Source organism: Microvirga sp. (assembly GCF_014699075.1).
In the GTDB taxonomy this organism is placed as follows: Bacteria; Pseudomonadota; Alphaproteobacteria; order Rhizobiales; family Beijerinckiaceae; genus Microvirga.
The window spans coordinates 1-24,818 of record NZ_JACXAB010000003.1 but is presented as its reverse complement, the minus strand read 5'-3'; the positions used below and the strand labels follow the sequence as shown (position 1 = coordinate 24,818).

At 61.2% G+C, this 24,818-nt stretch carries 26 protein-coding genes; 11 read left to right on the top strand and 15 right to left on the bottom strand.

Annotation, left to right across the window (positions count from 1 at the left end; genetic code table 11):
- Positions 1-76 precede the first annotated feature (76 nt).
- The 3 genes from IC232_RS05700 to folE form a co-directional block, all read right to left on the bottom strand.
- Positions 77-1,231: an MFS transporter gene (locus IC232_RS05700; protein ID WP_190843968.1), complete on the bottom strand. Its 1,155-nt coding sequence runs from the start codon at positions 1,229-1,231 to the stop codon at positions 77-79.
- Positions 1,232-1,314: 83 nt separating this feature from the next.
- Positions 1,315-1,725: a phosphoribosyl-AMP cyclohydrolase gene (gene hisI, locus IC232_RS05695; RefSeq protein WP_190843967.1), complete on the bottom strand. Its 411-nt coding sequence runs from the start codon at positions 1,723-1,725 to the stop codon at positions 1,315-1,317.
- Positions 1,726-1,735: 10 nt separating this feature from the next.
- Positions 1,736-2,371 carry a GTP cyclohydrolase I FolE gene (folE, locus tag IC232_RS05690; protein WP_190843966.1) on the bottom strand — a complete coding sequence of 212 codons (636 nt, stop codon included), beginning with the start codon at positions 2,369-2,371 and terminating at the stop codon, positions 1,736-1,738.
- Between the two features lie 194 nt (positions 2,372-2,565).
- Here folE and IC232_RS05685 point away from each other — a divergent pair, with 194 nt between their 5' ends.
- The 3 genes from IC232_RS05685 (at position 2,566) to thrS (ending at position 5,466) form a co-directional block, all read left to right on the top strand.
- Positions 2,566-3,012: an iron-sulfur cluster assembly scaffold protein gene (locus IC232_RS05685; protein ID WP_190843965.1), complete on the top strand. Its 447-nt coding sequence runs from the start codon at positions 2,566-2,568 to the stop codon at positions 3,010-3,012.
- A complete protein-coding gene (gene yidD / locus IC232_RS05680; protein ID WP_190843964.1) occupies positions 3,013-3,342 on the top strand; it encodes a membrane protein insertion efficiency factor YidD in 330 nt (109 codons plus the stop codon).
- A 78-nt stretch (positions 3,343-3,420) separates the two neighbouring features.
- Positions 3,421-5,466, top strand: coding sequence for a threonine--tRNA ligase (gene thrS / locus IC232_RS05675; RefSeq protein ID WP_190843963.1), 2,046 nt, complete (start codon positions 3,421-3,423; stop codon positions 5,464-5,466).
- A gap of 104 nt (positions 5,467-5,570) precedes the next feature.
- On the opposite strand, the gene IC232_RS32245 is transcribed toward thrS, so the two are convergent.
- The 3 genes from IC232_RS32245 to IC232_RS05655 form a co-directional block, all read right to left on the bottom strand.
- Complete coding sequence (locus IC232_RS32245) at positions 5,571-6,953, bottom strand: CBS domain-containing protein (protein WP_246812061.1); 1,383 nt, start codon at positions 6,951-6,953, stop codon at positions 5,571-5,573.
- Between the two features lie 106 nt (positions 6,954-7,059).
- A complete protein-coding gene (locus IC232_RS05660) occupies positions 7,060-7,929 on the bottom strand; it encodes a hypothetical protein (RefSeq protein WP_312895111.1) in 870 nt (289 codons plus the stop codon).
- A gap of 31 nt (positions 7,930-7,960) precedes the next feature.
- Positions 7,961-10,405: a YfhO family protein gene (locus IC232_RS05655; protein WP_190843961.1), complete on the bottom strand. Its 2,445-nt coding sequence runs from the start codon at positions 10,403-10,405 to the stop codon at positions 7,961-7,963.
- A 292-nt stretch (positions 10,406-10,697) separates the two neighbouring features.
- On the opposite strand from IC232_RS05655, the gene IC232_RS05650 reads away from it, so the two are divergent.
- Both IC232_RS05650 and IC232_RS05645 read left to right on the top strand, forming a co-directional pair.
- Positions 10,698-11,261 carry a nitroreductase gene (locus tag IC232_RS05650; RefSeq protein ID WP_190843960.1) on the top strand — a complete coding sequence of 188 codons (564 nt, stop codon included), beginning with the start codon at positions 10,698-10,700 and terminating at the stop codon, positions 11,259-11,261.
- A gap of 4 nt (positions 11,262-11,265) precedes the next feature.
- A complete protein-coding gene (locus IC232_RS05645) occupies positions 11,266-11,874 on the top strand; it encodes a flavin reductase family protein (RefSeq protein WP_190843959.1) in 609 nt (202 codons plus the stop codon).
- Positions 11,875-12,792: 918 nt separating this feature from the next.
- On the opposite strand, the gene IC232_RS05640 is transcribed toward IC232_RS05645, so the two are convergent.
- From IC232_RS05640 to IC232_RS05630, 3 genes are read right to left on the bottom strand one after another with little or no spacing between them, the layout of a single operon-like run.
- Complete coding sequence (locus tag IC232_RS05640) at positions 12,793-13,665, bottom strand: HpcH/HpaI aldolase/citrate lyase family protein (protein ID WP_190843958.1); 873 nt, start codon at positions 13,663-13,665, stop codon at positions 12,793-12,795.
- A complete protein-coding gene (locus IC232_RS05635; protein WP_190843957.1) occupies positions 13,665-14,144 on the bottom strand; it encodes a MaoC family dehydratase in 480 nt (159 codons plus the stop codon). The genes IC232_RS05640 and IC232_RS05635 overlap by 1 nt, the downstream gene beginning before the upstream one ends.
- 55 nt (positions 14,145-14,199) lie before the next feature.
- Entirely contained in the window at positions 14,200-14,973 is a 774-nt protein-coding gene (locus tag IC232_RS05630; protein WP_190843956.1) for an NAD kinase, read from the bottom strand.
- A 49-nt stretch (positions 14,974-15,022) separates the two neighbouring features.
- On the opposite strand from IC232_RS05630, the gene cutA reads away from it, so the two are divergent.
- On the top strand, positions 15,023-15,352 hold the full coding sequence (gene cutA / locus IC232_RS05625; RefSeq protein ID WP_190843955.1) for a divalent-cation tolerance protein CutA: 330 nt from the start codon (positions 15,023-15,025) through the stop codon (positions 15,350-15,352).
- Here cutA and IC232_RS05620 read toward each other — a convergent pair.
- Positions 15,349-16,335, bottom strand: a complete 987-nt coding sequence (locus tag IC232_RS05620) for an MBL fold metallo-hydrolase (RefSeq protein ID WP_190843954.1) — start codon at positions 16,333-16,335, stop codon at positions 15,349-15,351. The genes cutA and IC232_RS05620 overlap by 4 nt on opposite strands.
- Positions 16,336-16,427: 92 nt before the next feature.
- Positions 16,428-17,231 carry a TrmH family RNA methyltransferase gene (locus tag IC232_RS05615; protein WP_190843953.1) on the bottom strand — a complete coding sequence of 268 codons (804 nt, stop codon included), beginning with the start codon at positions 17,229-17,231 and terminating at the stop codon, positions 16,428-16,430.
- A gap of 164 nt (positions 17,232-17,395) precedes the next feature.
- On the opposite strand from IC232_RS05615, the gene IC232_RS05610 reads away from it, so the two are divergent.
- The gene (locus IC232_RS05610) at positions 17,396-17,572 is read left to right on the top strand and encodes a hypothetical protein (RefSeq protein WP_190843952.1); all 177 of its coding nucleotides are present in this window, start codon (positions 17,396-17,398) and stop codon (positions 17,570-17,572) included.
- A gap of 68 nt (positions 17,573-17,640) precedes the next feature.
- On the opposite strand, the gene IC232_RS05605 is transcribed toward IC232_RS05610, so the two are convergent.
- Both IC232_RS05605 and IC232_RS05600 read right to left on the bottom strand, forming a co-directional pair.
- A complete protein-coding gene (locus tag IC232_RS05605; RefSeq protein ID WP_190843951.1) occupies positions 17,641-17,793 on the bottom strand; it encodes a hypothetical protein in 153 nt (50 codons plus the stop codon).
- Between the two features lie 540 nt (positions 17,794-18,333).
- Positions 18,334-18,810 (bottom strand): MarR family winged helix-turn-helix transcriptional regulator, encoded by a 477-nt coding sequence (locus IC232_RS05600; protein ID WP_190843950.1) that lies wholly within the window; start codon positions 18,808-18,810, stop codon positions 18,334-18,336.
- Between the two features lie 193 nt (positions 18,811-19,003).
- On the opposite strand from IC232_RS05600, the gene IC232_RS05595 reads away from it, so the two are divergent.
- The 3 genes from IC232_RS05595 (at position 19,004) to IC232_RS05585 (ending at position 21,423) form a co-directional block, all read left to right on the top strand.
- Positions 19,004-19,357 carry a hypothetical protein gene (locus IC232_RS05595; protein ID WP_190843949.1) on the top strand — a complete coding sequence of 118 codons (354 nt, stop codon included), beginning with the start codon at positions 19,004-19,006 and terminating at the stop codon, positions 19,355-19,357.
- Between the two features lie 409 nt (positions 19,358-19,766).
- Positions 19,767-20,027, top strand: a complete 261-nt coding sequence (locus tag IC232_RS05590; protein WP_190843948.1) for an HNH endonuclease signature motif containing protein — start codon at positions 19,767-19,769, stop codon at positions 20,025-20,027.
- An 880-nt stretch (positions 20,028-20,907) separates the two neighbouring features.
- Positions 20,908-21,423, top strand: a complete 516-nt coding sequence (locus IC232_RS05585) for a hypothetical protein (protein ID WP_190843947.1) — start codon at positions 20,908-20,910, stop codon at positions 21,421-21,423.
- A gap of 848 nt (positions 21,424-22,271) precedes the next feature.
- Here the strand turns inward: IC232_RS05585 and rnhA are convergent.
- Complete coding sequence (gene rnhA / locus IC232_RS05580) at positions 22,272-22,712, bottom strand: ribonuclease HI (protein ID WP_190843946.1); 441 nt, start codon at positions 22,710-22,712, stop codon at positions 22,272-22,274.
- 618 nt (positions 22,713-23,330) lie between these two features.
- Here rnhA and IC232_RS05575 point away from each other — a divergent pair.
- A complete protein-coding gene (locus IC232_RS05575; RefSeq protein ID WP_190843945.1) occupies positions 23,331-24,065 on the top strand; it encodes a LuxR C-terminal-related transcriptional regulator in 735 nt (244 codons plus the stop codon).
- A 333-nt stretch (positions 24,066-24,398) separates the two neighbouring features.
- Here the strand turns inward: IC232_RS05575 and IC232_RS05570 are convergent, their stop codons facing one another.
- Positions 24,399-24,656, bottom strand: coding sequence for a hypothetical protein (locus tag IC232_RS05570; protein WP_190843944.1), 258 nt, complete (start codon positions 24,654-24,656; stop codon positions 24,399-24,401).
- Between the last annotated feature and the right edge of the window lie 162 nt (positions 24,657-24,818).

The window sequence follows — 24,818 nt, the reverse complement described above, 5'->3', positions numbered from 1 at the left end:
CAAGGCACCTTGTCCATTATGCCGGCTTCCCATGAAACCCGCGTGAACATGCCCTCAAGTTTCAATTAGGACTGGTTCATGAAAACTGAACAGTGGAACGCTGAAGAGCCCGCTGCGACATCATGATGATGACAAAGGTGAAGACGATCAGCAGGCCGAGCATCGCGCGCAGGCCGAGGAGTTCGCCGCCGAATCCGATCAGCGGCGGGCCCATCAGCAACCCGCCATAACCGAGCGTCGCCACCATGGCGACGCCCATGCTGGGCGGAATGCCCTTCATCTGGCCGGCCGTGCTGAACAGGACCGGCACCGTGTTGGCCAGGCCGATGCCCACCAGGGCAAAGCCGATGGAGGCCGGCAGGGGCGAGGGCAGGATCATCGCCAGGGCAAGGCCAAGAGCCGACAACAGACCGCCGAGTTGAAGGGTGCGCACGCGGCCGAGATGGCGGACGGCAAAGTCACCCATGAACCGGCAGATCGTCATGGTGAGGGAGAAGGCGGCAAAGCCCGACACGGCAGCCTCCAGGCTCGCACCGGCCACCGTCTGCAGGTAAATCGCCGACCAGTCGACGATGGCGCCCTCGACGATGAAGCAGAACATGGCCAGCACCGCGAGGAGAACGACCGGGCCGCGGGGCCAGGCGAAGCCGTGGCCCTCCGACGCTTTCTCCGTCTCGCCCATGGTCCAGAAGCCCGTCGCGAGGAAGAGCAACCCCATGCCGGAGCAGGAGATCAGCAGAGTCGGGACAATCCCGACGTCGAGCCTGATGAGGAGACCGGACGCTGCTGCCCCAGCTAGCCCGCCGAGGCTGAAGAAGGCATGGAAGGACGACATGATCGCCGAGCCCCAAGCCCGCTCCACCACCGTGGCGTTGGTGTTCATGGCGATGTCCATGGTGCCGTTGCAGGCCCCGGCCACAAGGGACGCGGCGACGAAGAGCGGCAGGCTCGGCGCGAGACCCGGCAGGAGCAGGGCGGCTGCGAAGGAGAAGGCCGCGACGAGGCTCATCGTCCGGCTGCCGACGACGGCAACAGCCCAGCCGATCACCGGCATGAGGGCGACGGCGCCGAGCGAGAAGGCCAGAAGCCCGAGGCTGAGTTGACCATCGGACAAGCCGAGCGACGCCTTGAACCGGGGGAGCTGCGCCGCCCAGGTGCCGATGCCGAAACCGTTGCCGAAGAAGATGGCGCTCGCCGCCACCCGCGCGAGGAGAAGATCACGTCGTGTCATGCGGCGTACCTATCGCGGATGCCGCAACCGTGCACCCGTTTCCTGGCGGAGGGCAGCCCTGCGTTCCAGGAGGGCTGGTGTGCTCAGTCTATGATGAGGCGCGGCCCGCCGCTGGAGAGTTCGACCTTCCGGTAGAAACAGGAGCGGCGCCCCGTATGGCAGCACCCACCGTCGCCCGCGACCGTCACCTTCAGCAGAAGGGCATCCTGATCGCAGTCGACCCGTAGTTCCAGAACCGTCTGGACTTGCCCGCTGGTCGCACCCTTGTGCCAGAGCTCACCGCGGGAGCGGGACCAGTACCAGGCCTCGCCGGTCTCCAGGGTCTTCGCCAGGGCTTCCGCATTCATGTGCGCGACCATGAGGATGTCGCCCGTCGCGGCATCCATGGTGATGCAGGTGACCAGCCCGTCCGCTCCGAAGCGGGGAGACAGGATGCTGCCTTCCTCGAGCTCAGCCTTGGAGCCGGGAGGTGGAAACGGAAGAGATGCGGTCATGCAAGGGGCCTCAGCCCCGGCCGTTGCGCACCAGGGTGAGGAAGCGCACCTGTTCGGCCGGGTCTTCCTTGAAGACACCTGTGAACTGGGTCGTCAAGGTCAGCGCGCCGGCCTTCTGAATGCCGCGCATGGACATGCACATGTGCTCGGCTTCGATCATCACCGCCACGCCGCGCGGCTCGAGCGCCTTGACCATGGCCGAGGCGATCTGAGCCGTCATGGTCTCCTGCGTCTGCAGGCGGCGCGCATAGGCGTCCACAAGGCGGGCGAGCTTGGAGAGGCCGACCACGCCCTTGGTGGGATAATAGGCCACATGCGCCACGCCGAAGAACGGCACCATGTGGTGCTCGCAATGGGAGTAGAACGGGATGTCGCGCACGAGCACGATATCGTCGTAGCCTTCGACCTCGCTGAAGACCTTGTCGAGGATTTCGGCCGGATCCTGGCCGTATCCCGAATAGAGTTCCCGGAAGGCCTTGGCCACACGCTTGGGCGTATCCTGGAGACCCTCGCGCGTCGGGTCGTCTCCGGCCCAGCGGAGCAGTGTGCGGACGGCCGCCTCGGCCTCTTCCCGAGTGGGAGCCGCAACGGGCTTTTCAGTGGCTGGATTCAGCCGCGCGGACAAGGACTTGACGACATCATTCACGCAGGGGCCCCTATAGTCACTCTTCCAGTCAGGAAACGACGTGGTTCTAAAACTCAGCTTGTTCTCCGCACGCCACTCGTCAGAGGCCCGCCCGGAGGTCAGCTACCCTTATATGGGTGAGATACCCATTTTGTGTATTAGATACCTCCGCAGAGTTAAAGGGTATATTCCCAAACGTAATGTCACAGGCTTCCATGCTTAACGAGATTTACAGCCGACGCATTCTCGAGCTTGCCGCCGATATTCCGCATCTTGGGCGCCTGCCCAATGCCGACGCATCCGCGACAGCGCGGTCGAAGCTTTGCGGATCGACGGTTACGGTCGACGTGAAGCTCGACGGAAACGTGGTGACGGCCTTCGCCCATGACGTGAAGGCCTGTGCCTTGGGTCAGGCGTCGTCCTCGATCATGGGGCGGCATGTTATCGGCTCGACGGTCGAGGAACTCCGTGACCTTCGCGAGAGAACAGCGCACCTGCTCAAAGCTGGCGGCGAGGCGCCTCAGGGCAAGTGGGAGGATTTGAAGGTCCTGGAGCCCTTGCGGGATTACAAGGCCCGGCATGCATCCATCCTGCTCACCTTCGATGCCGTCGTGGATGCGATCAATCAGATCGAAGCGCGGCGGGCTCAGGGTGCGGAATAGATGCCGAGCCCCGTCCAGAGGGCCGCTCACTGGGCCATCCGAGGCTATCAGCTGAGCCTGTCCGGACTTATCGGCCGCCAGTGCCGCCATCTGCCCTCGTGCTCCGAATACACGGATGAAGCGATCCAGCGGCACGGGTTCTGGCCGGGGGGCTGGATGGGCTTCGCGCGGATTTGCCGTTGCGGGCCGTTCGGTACCTCGGGGCTTGATCTCGTGCCTGAGACGTTGCCCGAGGCTGCCTCCTGGTATAAGCCCTGGGCTTATGGTCGCTGGCGGGGCGTCAATTCTCCCCCGATCATCTGCGAGGCAGCCGAACCTGACGGCGGCTGACATCGCCTTCCATCCAGCAAACCGTCGGCCCCCGCTTACCTGCTCCGTTGGCAGGAGTGAGCCAGGAGACATTTTGACATGATTACCCTGACATTCCCCGATGGCGCCCAGCGCCAGTTTGAATCCGGCATCACCGGCCGCGAGATCGTGGAAGGCATCGCCAAGTCGCTCGCCAAGCGCACTGTCGCCATGGCGCTGGACGGCACGGTCGCCGATCTCGCCGATCCGATCACTCGGGATTCCAAGATCGAATTTCTCAACCGTGAGGACCCGCGCGCCCTGGAGCTGATCCGGCACGATTGCGCGCACGTGCTCGCGGAAGCCGTGCAGGAGCTGTTTCCGGGAACGCAGGTGACCATCGGTCCTGTGATCGAGAACGGGTTCTATTACGACTTCGCCCGCAACGAGCCCTTCACCCCGGAGGACTTCCCGGCCATCGAGGCGAAAATGCGCGAGATCATCGCGCGCGATAAGCCCTTCACCAAGGAAGTGTGGAGCCGCGAAAAGGCCAAGCAGGTGTTTGCCGACAAGGGCGAAGCCTACAAGGTCGAGCTCGTCGATGCGATTCCGGCAGGCCAGGATCTCAAGATCTACTCCCAGGGCGACTGGTTCGATCTCTGCCGCGGTCCGCACATGACCTCGACGGGCAAGATCGGCAACGCCTTCAAGCTCATGAAGGTGGCGGGCGCCTATTGGCGGGGCGACTCGAACAACGCGATGCTGACGCGCATCTACGCGACCGCCTGGGCCTCTCAGGAGGAGCTGGACAACTACATCCGCCAGCTCGAGGAAGCCGAGAAGCGCGACCATCGCCGCCTGGGCCGTGAGATGGACCTGTTCCACTTCCAGGAAGAGGGGCCGGGCGTCGTCTTCTGGCACCCGAAGGGCTGGACGGTGTTCCAGGAGCTGATCTCCTACATGCGCCGCCGCCTGAAGGGCACGTACCAGGAAGTCAATGCGCCGCAGATCCTCGACAAGGCCTTGTGGGAGACCTCCGGTCACTGGGGCTGGTACTCAGACAACATGTTCGCCGTAAAGTCGGCATCGGCTTTCCTGCGGCCGAACGATCCGGAGGCGGACCAGCGCCTGTTCGCCCTCAAGCCGATGAACTGCCCGGGTCACGTGCAAATCTTCAAGCACGGGCTGAAGTCCTATCGCGACCTGCCGCTGCGGCTGGCCGAGTTCGGCAACGTGCACCGCTACGAGCCGTCCGGCGCGCTGCACGGCCTCATGCGTGTGCGCGGCTTCACGCAAGATGACGCGCATATCTTCTGCACCGAGGATCAACTCGCCGACGAGTGCTTGAAGATCAACGATCTGATCCTCTCCACCTATGGTGATTTCGGCTTCGACGAGATCGTCGTGAAGCTCTCCACGCGTCCTGAGAAGCGCGTCGGCACGGACGAGATGTGGGATCATGCGGAGGACGTGATGACCCACGTGCTCAAGCAAATCGAGGATCAGTCTGGCGGGCGCATCAAGACTGCGATCAACCCGGGCGAGGGCGCTTTCTATGGGCCCAAGTTCGAGTACGTGCTGCGCGATGCCATCGGCCGTGACTGGCAGTGTGGCACCACGCAGGTGGACTTCAACCTGCCGGAGCGGTTCGGCGCGTTCTATGTCGATGCCGATGGCCAGAAGAAGACACCCGTCATGGTCCACCGCGCGATCTGCGGCTCCATGGAGCGCTTCACGGGCATCCTGATCGAGCACTTCGCCGGTCACTTCCCGCTCTGGCTCGCGCCAACACAGGCGGTGGTTGCCACCATCACGTCCGAGGGCGATGAATACGCGATGGAAGTGGTGCGCGCCGCTGAGGCCGCAGGCCTTCGCGTCGAGGCCGACCTGCGCAACGAGAAGATCAACTATAAGGTCCGCGAGCACTCGCTCGTGAAGGTGCCGGTTCTTCTCGTGGTGGGCCGCAAGGAGGCGGCGGAACGGACGGTCTCCATCCGCCGGCTGGGCAGCCCCGAGCAGAAGACCATGACCCTCGACGAAGCCTTGAAGGCGCTCGCCGCCGAGGCCGTGACGCCGGATCGCAGGCCTCCGGCGAAGGTGACATCCGAGCCGGAAGGTCATGCAACCCTCGACGGGCATCACGTGGTCGAGCGGACGGTCGCTTAAACTTCATCTGAATGGATGAAGGCGGTGCTTTCTTTTGGAAGCACCGCCTTTCCTATTTTTATGAACTCAAACTCATTCTGAGGACGGAGTTAGAAGAAGGAGCCTCAGCTCGTCTGGCGCTGCCGTCCGCCGGTTCGGCCACCAGCTGCGGCGTCGGCTGTCGTTCCCGCTGTTCCGCTGCCGGGATTGCCCGTGGCAGCCCCCGCATCGCCGGCTTCGGTGCCGGTGGCGTGCGTGCCCTGGCGCTGTCCGACCCGCAGGTTGTTCTGCACATGGGTCACACCGGACACGGACTCCGCAAGGTCTTCAGCCCGGCGCCGCTCGTTGCGGCCGCGCACCGTTCCGGTGAGGGTCACCTCGCGGTTCTGGACCTGCACCTCGATCTCGGAGGCGTCGATCATCGCGTCATCCATCAGGCGTTCGCTGATGTCCTCGCGGATCCGCTCGTCCGAGCGCTGGTAGCCTTTCGGGCCACGGCCCTGGTGCTCGCCCCGGCGGACCTCGCCACGGCTGGCCGTGGCATCGTTTCCGAAGCGGGTGTTTCCGGGGCCCATGCCGTAATTGCTGTGGTCGCGCCGTTCATTCACGAGGCTCCAGGTGCGCTCGCGATCCTGCATGCGGCGATCATCATCGCTGCTGTCGTCACCTGGACGCGCACGCTCACCCGTGATGGTGGAGGCGCCATAGCGCGGTGGGTGAAAGCCTCTGCCGGCGGAGCCGCGGCCTGCTAACTCGTCGCCGTAGCTCTGATAGCCGTCGCCGCCAAAGCCGCCACGCATGCGGGAGTTGCGGGCGCCTTCCTGGCCGGGATAGCCGAAGCTGCCGAAGGCGGCGCGCACGTCGTCCTCTTCGCGGAACCGGAACTGATCGCGTCCCGGCCTGCGGGTGTTGTCCGCCGATCCACGATTGCCCTTGTCGTGGTAATCGTTGGGGCGGTGCCGGTAAGTGTCGTCGCGGCTGGCGTCGTTCATGCGCCGCTCCAGCTCACGGCGCTCATCGGCCGTCAGGCGAGCCTGTCCGCCGCCCCGCGTCTGGTCGGCGCGGGCGCTCGATGGCGTGCCGGAGCGGTCAGGTTCGGACGGGGTGGAAATGCGATGCAGGGCGCGGGTGGCCTCGCCCTCGGCGTCGGTCGCCAGATCGCCGAGCGCCACGATGCCGACCAGGTGCTTGTCGTGGTCGACTACGGGCAGGCGGCGGATCTGGTGGTCGCTCATCAGCTGAACGATGTGGTTCACGTCGTCATCGTCGAAGCACCACCATACATTGTCGGACATGATGTCCCGCACGCGGGTGGTGTCGGGTGCGAGGCCGGCTGCGGTTGCCCGGACGGTGATGTCGCGGTCCGTCACCATGCCGCGCAGCCGCCGCCCGTCACAGACGGGCAGGACGCCGACATTCATTTCATCCATGAGCCGTGCCGCTTCCTGGATGGTCCGGTCCGGACTCACCACGCGCACGTTGCGGGTCATGATCTCTGCGACTTTCATGGGCTTTTTCTCCTGCAAGGTCACGCCTTGGGAGTGCGGGCTCATGCGCGGCGCGACCTGTCCTTGGTGTTCGGTCAATGCCGCGGGGCCGGAAAGGTTCAGGACGTCAGGGTTTGGCGAGAACCTCGATATCGCGGTCGAGTCCGCTCTCGATCTTGAACTCGCGGGTGTAGACCTTGCCCTCATGGCGGGCGATCAAGACATATTCGCCCTCGGCCAGCGTCACGGACGGGAATGCCCCGATGGCCTCGCGGATCACGTCGCCGCCGGGGGTGAGCACGCTGAAGGCCGTGCCGGCAAAGGCTTCTCCGCCTGCGGATGCAACCAGCTTCATGGTCACGGTCGCGGCCCGGTGGTTGAGGGTCGCCTCGGTGACGCGGCCCGATTCCACCTTCAGGTCGCTGCGCATGATGGCGTTGGCGTCGCCGTAGGTGGACACGATATGGTAGGTGCCTTCGGGCAGGCGGATCATGTCGTTCGCCTTGGCCTCGGCGATTACGAGCCTTCCTTCCGAGTTCTGCGCCTCCGGCACATAGACCGAGAAGGTGAGGCGGTTCGCCGGGATGGGGCTCCCGCTGACCGCCCCTTTGAGCTGAAGGGCGCCCGCATTGATCGCGAGACGCTCGTTCAGGTTGCCGCGCTGCACGCTGATGCGTTTTGAGGCGCTCGCAAACCCATAGGCCACATGGATGATGTAGTTGCCGGGCGAGAGGGTGAAGCTCGGCGCCGGGCTGGTGGAGCGGGCGACGATCACCGGCTGGGAGGCGTCTCCGCGATCCTCGTAGATCCGCCAGACGAGGCCTGACCGGATCGGCTCGTTGCCTCCGGCAAAGGTTGCGCCCGCATTCACCGTCACCTGTCCGATGGAGATCGGAGGCTGGTTCTGCGACATGGACGGCACGGCGGGAGACTGAGCCGAAGCCGGGCACGCCGCCAGGAGAGCCAGAATACCGAAGAGGGAAGAGCGTGGGTTCACGAAAAGAAGCATCGTCTTGAAATAGCGCCCGTTACCGAAGCGGAGTGGCAATGGCCGTTTGAATCGGCTCGTCCTCGCTCTTCACGATATCGGAGGCGGCTGCAACAAGATTTTCCAGGGACATGGGGCGGAACTGGAACTCGATCCGGTGCCGCCCCGGACCGACCTCGACCCCGCGGAACAGGAGGTTGGTCCTCAGGATCGGACGGCGCTCGCCGTCCACCCAGGCTTCCCAGCCCGGATAATAGATGTCGTGCAGCACCAGCACGCCATTGGCGCTGCTTTCAACCTCGATCGTGACCGAATTCCGCTGATAGCTGATGATCCGGGCCTCACCTTTTGCCTGCTCCGGCTTCGATCCAGCCGGGGAGTACCGAGCCTTGAGGAGCGGCAGGCTCTCATGATCGATCAGGGCCTCCGTTTCGCGGTTGAACTCCGGCAGTTCTTCCTCCCCGAGCACGGCCTCGGAATCCACCGGGCTTACATGATGCGCCACATAGGCGCGGGGTCCGGAGGTGTTCAGGCGGTAGATCCACATCCGCCCGGTGCCGTAGACGACCTCGGCATCGGTCAGGCGTGGAAAGTGACGCGGCAGCTTGTCGGCAGGGCGGTCGAGGACGATGTAGTCGAGCCCCAACAGGCTCGCGAGTTCGCATTCATAACCGCGGAAGCTGGTTGGGAACTGGCGCAGGTTCGGGTCTTCCGCATTCTCCCCAGGACCGATGGCCCGCTCGTAGTCGGCGAGACGCAAGGGGTTGTAGCCGATGATATCCTCGATTCCGAGCACCATGGAGGCGTTCTGCCATGCGCCCTTCAAGCCGAGAATCTCGACGCGCGGATACTCACCGCGGGCATTCCGCTCGGCGAGTTCCCGCTTGAGTATCTGGAGACCCTGCAGTTGCTCGGGCGGCAGCTTGGTGAAGACCGTGTAGCGCTCGGCGGGCTCCGCGTTGAGAGCCGAGGCCGCATGGCGGCCGATCAGCTCGGCGCCCGTGAGCGTCACCAGCACAAGCGCCATGGCCCCACGCCAGCGCGGAGTGCCGCTCACCTTTGCAATGACCAGAACCGCTGCAGCCGCTGCAGCCAGGCTCATGCCGATTTCGATGAGCGCCGGGGAGACGTGCCCACCCTTGACCGCAAAGGACAGAGCGCTGGCAATGGCCGCGATCGCGAGGCCCAGGGCGAGCAGCGGTTGGAAGGCCCAGAAGCGGCCAAGGGAGGCGCGGTTCCAATTCGGGAGACCCTCTGCCGCATAGCGGTGCACGAGGTAACCGGCTGCAAAGGCGAGAGCGATGTTGATGAGGAACGTGGCGTCCGCCGGCCTGCGGTAGAGGTTCACGCCCGGCATGTGGTCGAAGATCACCTCGAAGCCGGGAGTGTAGCGTCCAAGGGCGTAGAGCAGGGCGGCGATGCCGAGCACGAGGAAGAACCGGAACTCGCGGGCGAACAGGCGCCCGCCGGCAATGCCGTGCCAGATCATCAGGAGAGCCGGGATCGTGCCGATGAACAGGTAGTTCGTGGCCCGATCGGTCCAGGTTCCTTCCGCGAGGCTGTGCCAGTCGGGCCCCCAGTAATCGTAGGTCCAGCGCAGGGAGCCGAAGACGTTGCCGAAGAGCACTGTCGCCAGGCTTTCCGGCGGCAGGGACCCCATGGCGGCCACGCCGAAGCCGAAGGAGGGGCGCGTCGAGGTGGCGAGGAACTGCATCGTCAGGACGATCGGCACCGCCAGAAGCGCGGCGCCGATGGCGCCCATGGCCATCATGAGCCCCAGGCGGGACCGGAGATAGGCGAGGGGACGTGGAGAGGTCCAGACGCGGTGAACGGCGACGGCAATGAGGGTCAAGGCACACAGGAAAGCGACCTGATCCCGCCCGATGACCATCAGGACCGCGCTCAAGGCGAACAGCACGCCATAGCGGTAGGAGCGGCGGTCGAGCGCCTCCTCCAGGAGCCAGAAGGCCAGGGGGAAGAACCCGTAGCTGAAGATCATGCCCGTATGCTGGAGCCGCGCCGTGGCGGAACCTCCGAGCATGAAGACGAGCGCGGCCACCACGGCGCCAGCCGAGTGCCAGCCGCGCCGGCGGAAGATCGGCACGAAGGCGAGGGCACCGGGGAGGAAGTGGGCGAACACCACCACGTCGAAGAGCTGCATGGAGGGCTCGGGCACGAGCCATCCGAACAGCAGCATGGTGGGCGTGAAGAGAAGGGACTGAGGGTCCGCCGCCGATGGGTGGCCGCCGAAATGGTAGGGGTTCCAGAGGGGCAGTTCCCCATGGGCCAGGGCGGTGCCCAGGTAACGCAGGGTCGGGTAGAACTGGTTCTTGGAGTCCCACGGAACGACCGTTCCGGTCAGGGGCCAGACCGAGACGGCGAGCGCCCATGCGGCCAGGATGAGGCCGAAGGCGATGAGCGTCTCGCGCCTCGACCAAGCGACGGGGGAAGCGGAACTCTCGGATCCGAAAATGGATGTCTGCATTGCTCATCAGCGGCGTCCCGCCGGCCTACCTCACCCTCCGGCGCTGCCCTTTAAGCCTGCTTGCGCAGGCTGCCGGGTCCGCCAGGGTTGAAACCTGCTTGGCGTCTGACCGCACTCCCCCTATACATCCGCTGCTGTTTCTTCTGTGGCAGCGGCCCGCCCTTGGGACGCCCGCGCTTCTCAAGCGCATCAAGACGGCGAGACGATGGCGGGCTCAAGCCCCATCCTGCTCGCAGCCTTCGTGAGCATCCGCCTTCATTGTTCCACATTATCCACGCCGGATGAAGAGCCCATGAACGATAGCCTTTCCCGCCTTCTGCAACGCCGCTCCGTCCCGCCGCGCTGGCTGGGCGAACCAGGGCCGAGCGAGCAGGACGTCGAGACCCTCCTGAGGGTAGCGTCCCGGGTGCCGGATCATGGCAAGCTGGTTCCCTGGCGCTTCATCCTCATCCAGAGTGAGGCCCGTCAGCGCATTGGGCAGGTGTTGGCGGTGGCCTTCCAGGCGGACAATCCCGAAGCCGGAGCGGACAAAGTCGCCACCGAACGGGAGCGCTTTTCCCAGGCACCCCTGGTCGTCGCGGTGGTGTCTCGCGTGGTGCCGCATGTGAAAATCCCGGAGTGGGAGCAGGTTCTCTCGGCGGGTGCGGTCTGCATGAACCTGCTCAACGCCGCCACCGCGCTCGGCTACGGTGCCTCCTGGCTCACCGGCTGGGCCGCATTCGACAGGCGGGTGCTCGACGCGCTGGGGCTGAAGCCCGAGGAGCGGATTGCCGGCTTCATCCATATCGGCACGGCCAAGGAAACGCCGGGTGACCGGGACCGGCCCAGCCTCAACGACATCGTGACGCGGTTCTAATGTGATGTTCTACGAAACCTCGACCAACGCCCACGGCCTGCCACACGACCCTTTCAAGGCCATCGTCACGCCCCGGCCCATCGGCTGGATTACTGCCATGAGCGCAAAGGGGGAGGTGAACCTCTCACCCTATTCGTTCTTTAACGCCGTGTCCGAGCGCCCGCCCATGGTGGCCTTCTCCTCGGCCGGCAAAAAGGATGCGCTCACCTTCATTGAGGAGACGGGTGAGTTTGTCTGCAGCCTCGCGACCTATGACCTGCGGGACAAGATGAACCTCACCTCGGCGCCCCTCCCTCGCGGCGAGAACGAGATGGAGCATGCGGGCCTCAGGGCCGCGCCGTCCCGGCTGGTGAGGCCGCCCCGGGTCGCCGAGGCTCCGGCGGCGCTCGAATGCAGGTGGCTCCAGACCGTGCCGCTCAAGCCCTTGGGCGGAGGTGATCCATCCTACCATCTCGTGATCGGCCAGGTGGTCGGGATCCACATCGACGACCGCTACATCATCGACGGCCTCGTCGACACGGCCGCCATGCGCCCCATCGCCCGCTCCGGCTACCGCGACTACTTCGTGGCCACCCCGGAAACGAAATTCTCGATCACGAGACCTGGAGGCTGACGCATCCGACCAGAGGCTTCAGAGCCGACGGAATCAAGGTCGGTAACAAGAAAACGGCCCGCGATGGTTTCCCATCGCGGGCCGGTTCATTTTAGGTTTCGCTCGTCATCGAAGCTTAGATGACGAAGAAGTCCTTGTGGGTCATGGCGAGCTTCTTGGAGAGCTGAGCGAACTCAATCGCCTTGCCTCTGCCCGAACCGTCCGCATCGTAGGACAGCACGCCCGTCTTGTCGTTGTAGATGACGTAGTCATTCTTGTCTTTGGCCTTGTCGCCAATTGTGAAGAAGGACTTGCTCAGCTGCTTGGGGCTCGTGGGCGTACCTGAGCCAAGCTTATTGAAGATGGCGTTATCCAGATAGACGCTGTCGTCCTTGACCGAGAAGTCCTTGATCGTGTCGAAGTTGACCTTGCGGTCTGTGCTCGACGTGCCAAGCTCCGAGTCGAAGACGAAGACGTCTTTGCCCTTTTCGCCCCATAGCGTGTCGTTGCCAGCTCGCGATCTGCATCGTCCTGCAGGAAAGCGAGTCTCTCGCTTCGAGTCTCATCGAGCAGTACCGCAGCATTGTCTGTGATGGGGGCCAAGACTTCGTCCCATGTGGCTGCATCATTGAAAGCTGCAACATTCGCATCGGACATCACAAATCCCTATGCCTGTCTGCGCGTCGCATCCCGTGGGGATGTCAGGAACAGTCCGCTCGCTGGCCGTCGGCGATGTAGCTGAGGAGTGAAGACCCCCCTCATATCGCTGGGGAATGGGATAGTTGTCGACTATCCGTTTAAAGAGGGTGGCGCCATATCGGCTTCCTATACTGCAGAACAATTTGTGATTATTTAACTATAGGTTGAATGTGCGCTTATGTATTCTTATAAGTAGTAAAGTGATTATGCGTGATTATCGAAGCAACCGGGCAAGGCTCGTTAGTTTTTGCCGGTGCGCCTCAGGAGCCGTTCGGCTCGCAAAAGGTGTGGTCGATCCAGCATTTCTCCGTTGACGCCGACGACGCCGGCTCCTGGATTGGCTTTAAAGGCGTCAATCACCGCTTGAGCCTTTTCGATTGCCTCCTGCGATGGAGTGAAGGCTTCGTTGATGATCAGCACCTGAGCCGGATGGATCGCCATCTTGGCCACGAAGCCGTCACGCCGAGCCTCACGGCATTCTGCCTCCAAGCCCGCCATGTCGCGGAAGTTGGTGAAAACGGAATCCACCGCATCCACACCAGCGGCCGTAGCGCCCAGCAGGGTCAGAGAGCGGGCGAGCCGGTAAGGGTCCGTGTAGCCGCCATCAGGGCCGCGGTTCGTCTCGGCGCCCAGATCGGCCGACAGATCCTCGCCGCCCCACGTCATGCCCATAAGGCGATGACTTGCGCCTGCGAAGGTGCCGAGCGCAAAGACGCCGGCGGCGTTCTCCGTGGTGATTGCAAGGATACGGGTGGCGCCATCCTCAAGGCCGAACTCCGCCTCGCGCACGGCGAGCTTGGCGCCGAGATGCGCCACGTCGGTGCCGCCGACCGTCTTCGGCAGCACGACTCCATCGGGGCCTGCCTGCATCACGCCGTCGAGGTCCGCATCAATGAGGCCTGTGGTCAATCCGTTGACGCGCACGAAGAGGCGCGGGCGATCGGCCTTCGTGCGCTGCTGGTTCAGAAACTCCGCCGTGGCGCGTCGTGCCTCTTCCTTGGCGGAGAGAGCCACCGAATCCTCGAGATCGATGAGAAGGACATCGGCTCCGGAGGTCAGGCCTTTTTCGAGCTTCCTGGCGCTGTCGCCCGGCACGAAGAGCAGGGAGCGCATCAGGCGCTCCTCTTGCGCATGAAGGCCTGCCGGCGGCATTCGGCTACGAGAGTGCCATCCTGCTTGTAGGCGCGGTGGATGAACTCCACTATTCCGGCGTCAGAACGCGATTTTGACTCGCGCTTGGCCACGATCTCCGTTGTGGCGTTGATCGTGTCGCCCTCGAAGAGCGGCGCCGGGAATTTCACGTCCGTCATGCCGAGATTGGCGATGGTCGTGCCCACCGTCGTGTCGTTGACGGAGATACCGATGAGCAGACCGAGCGTGAACAGGGAGTTCATGAGCGGCTTGCCCCATTCCGTCTCGGTGGCGCAGAAATGCGCATCGATGTGCAGCGGCTGCGGGTTCAGGGTCATGTTGGAGAACAGCATGTTGTCCATCTGCGTCACCGTCCGGGTCAGGCGATGATGGATGGTGGTGCCGACCGTGAAATCCTCGAAATAGAGGCCGCCCCGCGGGTGCCTGCTTTCATCGTTCATGATGGTGACCTCTGATTCTCAGCTGGCACGTTGAAGCTTGTGCCTTCCTTCGTCGTCAATAGCCGAACTGCTCCCGCAGGATGCGCTCGTCCAGACTGTGGCCCGGATCGTGCAGCATCACCAGATCCACGCTGCGGTCCATGGATACATCCACCCGGGAGACATTGCGGAACTCGGTGTGGTCGGCGACCGCGCTCACGGGCCGGTTTCCGGGCTCCAGAACCTCGATCTGAATCTTGGCATAATCCGGCAGCAGGGCGCCGCGCCAGCGGCGCGGGCGGAAGGCGGAAATCGGCGTGAGAGCGAGCAAGGGGGCATTCAGCGGCAGAATGGGCCCGCCCACAGAAAGGTTGTAGGCAGTCGAGCCGGCCGGTGTCGCCACCAGGATGCCGTCGGCACTGAGTTCGGGAATGCGCACCCGGTTGTCGACGCTCACCCGCAGCTTGCCCGCCTGATAGGTCTGGCGCAGCATCGAGACCTCGTTGATGGCGCGCGCCGTGTGGGCCACTCCGTGCACGTCCCAGGCTACCATCAGAAGCGGGTGGACCACACTCCGTCCGGCTGCTTCGAGACGGTCGAACAGGTCCTCCTCCTTGAAGTCGTTCATCAGGAAGCCGACGGTACCCTTGTTCATGCCGTAGATGGGCTTGGCGGTGCCCATGAACTGGTGGAGGCTCTGCAGCATCAGGCCGTCGCCACCGAGGGCCACGATGACGTCGGCCTGCTCGGGCGCAACGTTGGTGTAACGATCCTGCAGAATCTTGAGCGCGGTCTGCGCGTCGGGCGCAGCACTGGCTACGAATGCGATGTTGTTGAAACGACGGGCCATGCCCAGTTACCCTCGCTGCGTCCAATCGGATGCGGAGGAAAGGCATAGCATGGATCGCCCGCTTCTCGTCTATACGACCTTTCCCGATGTGGACATCGCCTTGTCGATCGGGGAGGGGCTTGTTCGCGACCGGCTGATCGCCTGCATCAACGTGTTGCCGGGGATGCGGTCCGTCTATGCCTGGAAAGGGTCCGTCGAGCGGAGCCAAGAGGCCGTTGCCATCCTGAAGACCTGCAAAGGCCTTCAGGATGCGGTGCATCGGGCGCTTAAGGAGCGCCATCCTTATGAGACGCCGGTCGTTCTCTTCATCGAGCCGACCGGCGGGGACGTGGCCACCCTGGAGTGGCTCGTTTCGGAGACCGCTGGCGGACAGCCTTAGACGGCCGGATTCCACTGAACCGGCACAAAGCGGAAGCCGTTGCCTTCCTTGGCGATGTGACCCGTGCCCGGGAAGGGGGCGTGGTAGAAGGCAACCTGCGCCCGCTCGGAGGCGGCCATGTCCAGCAACCGGCGGCGGGTGGCGCGGGCCTGGTCCGCATCCATGTCGAACACTGCTGACCAATCGGGATTGCGCACGAACAGGGCCGGGTGGTTCGTCGTGTCCGACATGATCATCAGCTTGCCGTTGCCGGAAGAGAGCATGTAGACCGTGTGGCCGGGCGTGTGACCCGGGGCTGCCACGGCCGTCAGGCCCGGTACGACTTCCTTGTCCATCTCGTAGCGCTTCACGTTGTTGGCGATGGGGCCGAAGACGCGGCGAACGCCCTGGAAGGCACCCTTCATGCCCTCGGGCGCCTGGTTCATGCGCGCATCGTCCATCCAGAAGGTCCACTCGGCGGACGGAACCATCACCTCGGCGTTCGGGAAGACGGCGGTGCCGTCCTTCAGGCGCAGGCCATTGATGTGGTCGCCGTGGAAGTGACTGATTACGACCGTGTTCACCTGGGCCGGGTCGAAGCCGGCGGCGCGGAAATTCGCCATCCAGCGGCCGGAGGTCGGTGCTCCCATGTCGCCGTTGCCCGTGTCGATCAGGGTCAGGCGCCCGCCATTGTTGAGCACAAGCGTGTTGAAGGTGATCGGCAGCGCGTTGCCAGGGAGGAAAGCCTCCTGCATCGCCTGCTGCACCTGTGACAGCTCCGCATTGCGGACGAAGCCTTCGAGGGGGCGCTGGGCAAAGCCGTCATTGATCGCCGTTACCTCGATGTCGCCGACCTTGTAGCGATAGAAGCCCGGAGCTTGGCGCGAGCCTGCTCCTTGAGCGGGAGCTGTCGCGGAAGGAGCGGTCTGAGCCAGGGCAGGCCCGACGATCGGAGTGGCGGCAAGAGCGGTGCTGGCAAGAATGGTGCGGCGTGTGATGGGCATGAGCGTCTCCAGGCTTGAGAGCAAGACCCTAGAACGGCCTCGCTTGCATGCAAGGGCACAGGCTTTCACAAGTCAGCGAGCGGGACGGGGCTTCAACCCTTATTTACCTGGGTGAGGTGATGCAGGGCGATGCCGCTGGTGGTGGCGACATTGAGGGAATCGAACCCGCCGCTCATCGGAATGGATACGTTGCGGGTCCGCGCCAGCAGTTCCGTCGGCAGGCCGGGCCCCTCCGCTCCCAGGAGCAAGGCCGTGCGCCGGGAGGGCTGGACCCTTGAGAGCGTTTCCGCTCCGGATGGGGAGAGGGTGATCACGTCGAAGGAGGCTTCCGCCAGCGCCTGCACCAAGGCATCGGCTGATGGAGCTCGCGTGAAGGGGACGACCAAAGCCCCGCCGACCGAAACGCGGATCGCTTTGCGGTAGAGCGGATCGCAGGTCTCATGATCGAGCAGAACCACACTCGCCCCGAAGGCGGCCGCATTTCTGAAGATCCCGCCGACATTGTCGTGGTTGGCAAGGCCGATCAGCCCAACCACAAGGGCAGCCTCCGGCAAGTTGGCCAAGAGGGCGTCCACCGGGGGCAGCATCGGACGTCGGGCGACGGCGAGAATGCCCCGGTGGATCGGAAAGCCGACAATCGCATCCATCACCGGTCGGTTTGCCACATAGACAGGCACCTCGGATGGCAAGAGGCGGAGTGCATCGTTCAGGCCCTCCGCGCGTCCTTCGCCCAACAAAACCGATTCGATCTCAAAGCGTGGCTGCTTCAGCAGCACCCGTAGGACGACTTCGCCTTCCGCGATGAAGCGGTGCTGGCGCCCCAGGAGATCCCGCTCCTTCACGGCCCGGTAGGCTTCGATCCGCGCGTCGTCTGGGTCCGAGATGGCAATCAGCATGGGCGTGAATCGAGGCTTCCAGGTGTTTTCAGCATTCTGCCTGTCTAATGCCGGATCGTGGCTTTGCCTATGCATGGTGTTCGAGCGGAACAACGACTTTGCATGCCGGTTAGCCCTGCAAGGACAGTCGAGTCCGTTTTAGGCGGCTTTTCGCAAGGAGCAGGATGATGTGGGATATAGCCGATGGTTGGGTCTGGGGATTGGTGATCATCGGCGGCCCGTTGCTGATCGGCATCTTCATGGCCGTTGCCAGCAGCCGACGCCGCAGACTTAGCCGAACCGAGCAGAAGGTATCCGACGAGGTTGCGCACAAGAACTGGGGCAAGGAGCAGATCCGCTAGAGACCGGAGCCTCAACAAGTATGACGCTCCAGCCAGTGCTGCCTCGGCGCACGGGGGCGGTGTGCTGTTCAATCGTTTGCGTTTTGGTTCGACCCAGGATGCTCCAGACGGCTGTCGGATCCTTGCGCGATCTCCCGTGACAGCCGCGTCGTGATGATTCCGACAAGCACCCCAGAGGCGACTGCCGCCGAGCCCATCAGGTTCAGCAGGACCATCTCCATGAATGCCTCCAGCCATGTTCGAGAGGCAGCTTAGGTTTGGCTACGAAAAACGCCGCATGAGAAGACGGACTACCCCGGCGGGCACTTGGTGTCTCACAAGGATCGGTCAACCGAGCACCAACCTTCCGCAGCCTAATACAACGGGAACCACCGGCGGACAGGGGAGCGGATCCCGTGGAAGCAGTGGCGGCTCCTCAAGTGGCTCCGGCAGCGGCGGCTGAGCAGGACTTGATCTTCGATGAAGGAAAAAGCCCCGGCAGCCGGCCGGGGCTTTTTCAAAGCATGCACTATGTAATAGAAGCTTAGGGCTAACTTCGTGAATGAAGCTGTTTATGTCGCGTCGAACAGACAAGCGTCCCTGAATTGCTCCAGGCGACGCTCATCAAGCTGAAGTGGATGCTTCAGATGATGTAGAAGTCCTTATTGGTCATAGCTAGTTTCTTTGAGATCGTCGCGAACGTGGGGCGAAATCGGCCGAAGTGCGAGAGGCCCAGGTGCGATCCTGCCCTTTAAGAAAGCGCTTGCCCAACAAGGGGGCGATCACTTCCGCTGTTCGGGATAGGCGTTGAGACTTTCGCGAAGCGTGTTGAGTTGATCCATAAGGTACCGAAACTTTTCAGTCTCCAGGCCAGTTGCGCAGACGACCTCATTCCAGACTTTCAGCGCAGGCGCCTTAAGATCATTCCCTTGTTTGGTTAGGCTTACCCGGACCTGTCGCTCATCATGGGAGTCGCGTGTTCTCCGGACGATCCCGGCGCTCTCCAGCCTCTTTAGCAACGGAGTGAGCGTTCCAGAATCGAGGTGAAGGTGCTGACCAATTTCTTTGACTGTTATGTTGTCTCCCTGCCAAAGGACAAGCAGCACAAGATACTGCGGGTAGGTCAACCCAAGAGGATCAAGCAAAGGTTTATAGACACGGTTGAAGGCGTGGGCCGTCGCATAGGTGGCGAAGCACAACTGGCTTGAAAGCTCTAGAATCGTAGCCGGCTCAGGGACCGGCGGGATCTCTGTTGTCATGACAATTCTCACATCGCAGCGTTACCGATCTTATATTGTGTGCAAAATAATTGTTCAATAGTTGTATTGTGCACAATATAATTGTCGGCTATCAAGGTGATGTTGGTTGCGTCAGTTTTAGACCGCCGCTCTCCCGAAGCTCTCATGACATGAACCGGGACCACAGGGCGCCATTTGGATCATGGAGAATATTATGTCGCAGCCTTGTACGGCGCTTGGCGATGCCGAAGCGCAAACGACCCCCTGTCGCGATTCCGTTGAACAAAAGATTATCCGTGCCTACGTACGGCTCATGTTTGCCCCCGAGCAGGGCACCGGTTCTCGGACCATCACTATCATGCGTGTCGGCACTCTTGATGTACGACTGACAGAGCATCTCCAGAATTTCGACTTGCCGACTTTCCCACCATTGTGGGTGGAGCTCTACTCTCCTGAGAGCAGCTCGGTCGTCGCTTATTGCGGCTGCTATGAGTTCGATGAAGACGAGCTCGATGCCGCTGTAGAGCTTGTGCTCTCGGCCTACACACGGCTGACCAGCTTGCAGTGATCGGCGAAGCCCTGCAGGGGAGCTACGATTGGTGTCGGGGGGGTGCGCGTCTCGTCCGTGAAAGCGGGCCGGCCGTCGGCTGATTGCCTTATCCCGGATTTCTGCCTTCGACGCGGAAGGAATGGTGCCGGTGGAGAGGATCGAAAACTCCGCTCGACAAGCATGATCTTTCAGAAACAATGACTTAGAAAGCGTCTTGCCTCTCAATGCGTGAGACTTCCGTGTGAGAACGTCAAGCCGTCCAGAGGCTTCTAGGTTATGGGGCTTTATTTAACCATCTAAGTCCTTGTCAAAAGCGAGGATTCCTAAAGCCAAGCTATTGATTCCTAGGGAGAACAAAAGTAGAATTGTTGTTGGTCGAATCAGTTTTTCAAATTCGGCTGATAGTAACTTAGGAGTACAGAAGATTATGGCTGATAAGTTCTTTGTCTGGATGCATGGTATCGAAGTGTTTGGCCTCGATAAAAACGAGTGGCGTCATGATGAGTTCGGAAACCTGATCCGGTTTTCCGACTACGGTAATCGCCAGTCTCCCTATGGATGGGAGATCGACCACAGACACCCCAAAGCCCTCGGCGGTAGCGGCCTTCTCTCAAACCTTCGGCCTCTCCATCACCGCGCTAACTCCACGATGGGCGGCATTCTTGGCGGTATCCTGAGCCGAGCCTAATCAATCTCCATGAAAGAGGCCCCGGCAAGTTCGTGCTCGCCGGGGTCATCATCGGGTCAGTTCGCGGGATTGGACATCAATAAAGAGCCTAAAGACATGGGCTGGGTCATCTTCGCCCGGGCGACCGTCTCAAGCGCCTCGATAGCCACTAGCGACGGCAAAAAAGCTTTGGCCTCAGCGTCCTGATGGTCTTGTGCGTTCCACGCAGCGGTACCCGATAGGGCACTGAGGGTTGTCTGATGTTGGCACCCAAGCAGGATCTGGTACCTCACCCAAGACACACCGGCCATAGCCAGCGACGTAGCGGTCGTATGTTGTGGGACCAGTGTTGAGGACGATAGCACCCTGGGTGGCTACCAGTGCTCGCGCCCCATTGCAGGACATCCGTAGGGTCAGAGGGTTGCTCTGGGCCAATGCACTGGAACTCATGCTCACAAGAGCAATGGCAGAGTAGATCACCTTCACCGATTTCATTGCGACCCTCGTTAGCGAGCATGTCTGGGCAAAGCCCACGGTGAGATAGTGCAGAGTAAAGCAAGATGGACTCGGAGCCTTGCTGTTGAAGTGCGCTCCCACACGACAGGAGGGCATTGGTTGGCTTCGGTCTGTTCCCAAAAGCAAACGCCCCAGCTGGGGAGGGGGCTATCCTCGGCTAGGGCGCTGAAGTGTCTCAGACACTGGCACGGGCTGATACACAACGCGCCCGATCATTCTCTTATCAAACAGCCAAGGTTAAAATCCTGTTCACAGGCACAGGTGCACCTCGGCAGGGTTGCTACCTATGCCCCGCCGCTCCTCCACCCAAGCTGACACGGTCGAGCCATATTGCTCCGCTGTGCTGTCCCCGTAGTGCACGTGATACTTTTCATGAGAGGGTACGATGGCTTTAATCAATTGGGAGAGGACGTTTCCCGTAGACCCTTCAACAGGCGAGGTCCTGCCGGTCGGCACGGAGGAGGCCTTAGACCTGCCAACCTATGGGAACTATGGAGGTGGCGGTTATTCTGTTGGGGATTCTGGAGAGAAGCTTCTTACAACCTATACGGGCAAACCACTCAGTCAAGCGCGTCTTACGAAGGTAGGATCTGATGCTCAGGATCCGTTAGACCTCCTAGACTACCTCTTCTACAGGCACGATGTGGTCTCCAACGATGTTGGGGAGGCCTATAACCGAGCACAGGCTAGAGCAGACGCATCCTTGGTCAAATCGCTCATTAAGCTAGATGCCAGTTATGATCCTGAAGCCAGCTCCTATGCTGGCGGCACAACCCTCGCGATGATCGGGCGGCTCGCTATCAATGATAAACTACATTTACTCTCACCCAAGGTGCTGATCACAGCCGTTGAGGATGTTGTGGGCGACATCCAATATGGGCTTGAGAACCTGCCCCAGTAGGAACTGATAGTAGCACTCGGTGCCCTGTTCGAGCCGACTCCCGAAACGGGGGTGTTTGCGTTCGACTTCGAGGTTGAGACTACCTCAGTTAGACAGGAATTTGTTGAGTACTTAGCATTGAACGCCTTGAACGACGCCGTTGACTTCGGTGAAGCGGATGATGCTCCTCTAGATACCGGGTTCCCAGTCAGTGGCGTAAGTGAGTATCAAATCACATTCAACGTTCTGACTCGTGACCTAGACTTGCAGTCGGTTGAAAGGATTGTCTGAGAACACGGCCCCCCTCGGTTGCTGTTGCCGCCTCCGAGGGGACTGTAGAGTCGGTCATGCGTGTGTCACTCGACGTAGGGGACATCCTCGGGCGGCTCAATCGGGCTCGGATAAAGGTTCCGGCGAGGTGCTCGGCGCTCCCAGGGTTCCGCCGTTTCTATCTCACCACTAGGCCCACAAACTCGATCTCGTCTGACAACCTCCTCGCCAAACCTGTTGATGTGCTGTCTGGCGACAGTTCTACATCTCTCAACCTCAATGCCACGGGAGGGGTCTGCATAGAGGTTGCGCTCATAGGTGCGCTCAGTTCCGCCATAGCGGTCATACTGATACTCGCTGTAGGAAACCTCCGTGCCTGTAACGCACCCACCTAGCAGTGTTGCAACAGCGATCAAGGCGGCAGTGGGACCTGCTCGTTTGGACCAACTCAACATGAGAGCCTCCCTGTGTACGTTGGCGACACCGACAGGCATCGTCCAGCACCGGCAGGGAGGGTCGGCTGAAACCCTTGAACGGCATCTGAACGGCTCAGTTGCCGTCATCGGTTAGGCAAACGAACCTGTGGACGATGGCACGAGCTACTTGGCTGCTTGCTGAGCCTCACCGTTGGCCAGCCCATCCACCCGCTCATTCTCAGGGTGCCCTGCATGCCCCTTCACCCACTTCCAAGTGATCTTCCGGCCCACCATAGCGGCGTCCATCTGCATCCATAGATCCTGATTCAGAACAGGCTTGCCGTCTGCCTTGCGCCACCCTCTGGCCTTCCATCCACGCAGCCACTCGGTTGCGCCTTTGATCACGTACTGGCTGTCACTGTGGATCACGATGGGGAGACCCTGAGGCACAGCCTCAAGCGCCTTGATGGCAGCTGTCATCTCCATCTTGTTGTTCGTGGTGGAGCGGTCCCGTCCCACGATGATCTGCTCTTCTCCAGCGATGGTGACCACGGCTGCGTAACCACCCGGACCAGGGTTGCCCAGGCAAGCGCCGTCCGTGAAGATCATGGCTTCATTCGACATAGGATTCTCAATCAGTCAGTTGTGGAATGGGATTGCTCAATGAGGAGCGAAACGGGGAGGGGCTTAAAGCAGGATAGGGCTTAATATCCAGTGACCTCAAGGTCACCCACCCGTACTGCCAAGGGTTAACCCTTGGTTAACTCTTCAAGGTCAGGTTCGCCGTGAACATCACAGGAGCTTAATGGTGCGTACCCTCAAGACCACCTTAGCCTCTTTGCGGCAGTCGCGGTGCTTGGCCCTATCGTCACGGTTTCAGACTATGCAGCCACTATCGTGGCCGCTGCAATGGGTGCCCCATAGGGACCCACTCACAATCAGTAACGATACGTGAATTGACCGGCGGTTCTATGGAGCGGACACTGGGTTTGATCGATGGCATCGGTCACTCCCTTTAGTAAACTGAGGTCCCATTTCTGGGGCCTCTTTTGTTAGCTGAGGCTATTCCGTTATCTGTTGAGGCTGTGTTCCTTAGCGGAACGGCTCTTGATCTTCCTGCTAAGCTTTGAAGTAGGTGCTAATTAGAACTTTAGAATTTGTCCAAACTGTCGGGATTCAGACAGACAGCATTCCCTTTGTTGTTTACCTTTGGTTAAGATGTGAAGGCAGGCAGGGGCAGAAATGGCTACAGCAACTCATCCGGCAATTATCGGCCGGGCATCGCACAGTGGTGATCACTCAAGCAACTGTCAGCCCATCATTGCCACAGCCTTGATCAGTGGCAGCTTTCTCATTCGCAATGGACTGCGGCGAGCTTTGGAGGGGACCCACTTCTCCATTGTGGAGGAGGGCTCTGTTCTAACACCAGAGCGGCATTGGCCTCGGGCTTTGAACGCTGCCCTCTTTGTTGTCGATGCAACTCAGTCCCCTATGCAGGTCCTCGAAGCTGTTCAGAGTGTCCGTCAACAATGCCCGAGCGCTCGGATCGTCGCTTTAGTTGATCAGCTTGATCTTAGCTTGCTGCGATTGGGTTACGAGGCAGGTGTTGATAGCTTCTGTCTCGCAACCAGCGCACCGGAGGTTTTGATCAACGTCCTTGAACTCACAATGATGGGTGAGAAGTTTGTGCCTGGAGCAGCGCTCCAAGCTATTCTCAACCAAGAGCATCAGCCCTCATTAGCCTCTGCGCAGAGAGAACCCGACCATAGAGTGACGAAGCTCTCCCCCAGAGAAGCCGTTATCTTGCATTCCCTTATGAGTGGTGACGCTAACAAGGTCATCGCGAGAAAGCTCGATATTACCGAGGCAACGATTAAAGTTCATGTGAAGGCCATCTTACGCAAGATCGGTGCCGCTAATCGCACCCAGGCTGCCATGTGGGCTACGGAGCATATGCCACGGAGGCGAGATCCCTAGCCCCACCACGACTCTCATTGATCAAGTCGCCTTGCTTCTCTGGTGGAAGCCCCGTTGCTGCGCCTGTGTCTTCGCATAGCGATTCACGAGGGACTTTGGGATGTGGATCAATGAGGCGATCTCATCTTGAAGCTGCCTTGGTTTCTCCAATCCTGCTGGGCTTTTCCTACGTTGCAAGTGTGTTGGCCTCAGGCTTGATGTTCCCCTGAGTTCTTGCGGATCTAGCAATTGAGCAGACCTATAGAACATTTAGGGAATGGGCAGATTGGTGAAGCCCTCCCAGTTGCCTTGATTAGCCTCCGAGAGGGCAGTTGTTAGCAGGTTGAGGAGCGCTTAGGCTGCTTGCCTATGATCAGGTTCAATCAAATCAAAGACACTTGTGCTGTGCAGCCATCTGATGAACAGGCTCCTCATTCGCTCTGATGGGATGAAGGCCTTGATAGGCTTGCTGTCCCTAATCTGACTGCGCCACACCCACTGGATCATTTCAGATAGGGCATGAAGCTCCTCGTAGACCGTGATCCCCCGATCCTCGAAGTAGCCTTTGATGAGCGGGTTGTGGAACACGTTGCAGAGATAGGCCAGTGACATCTTATGCCTGTGGTCGTTCGTCGCCTTGGCGTTGTTAGGTATTCAGCAATCCTTCCTGGAATATCGAGCACCCTTGAGAGGCTTCCTAGAGCACCGGACTGGAAATCTGACTCCCGGGGTTTTGGGCCAGCCCGATCTGTGATTCACTGTCTGGAACGGGAG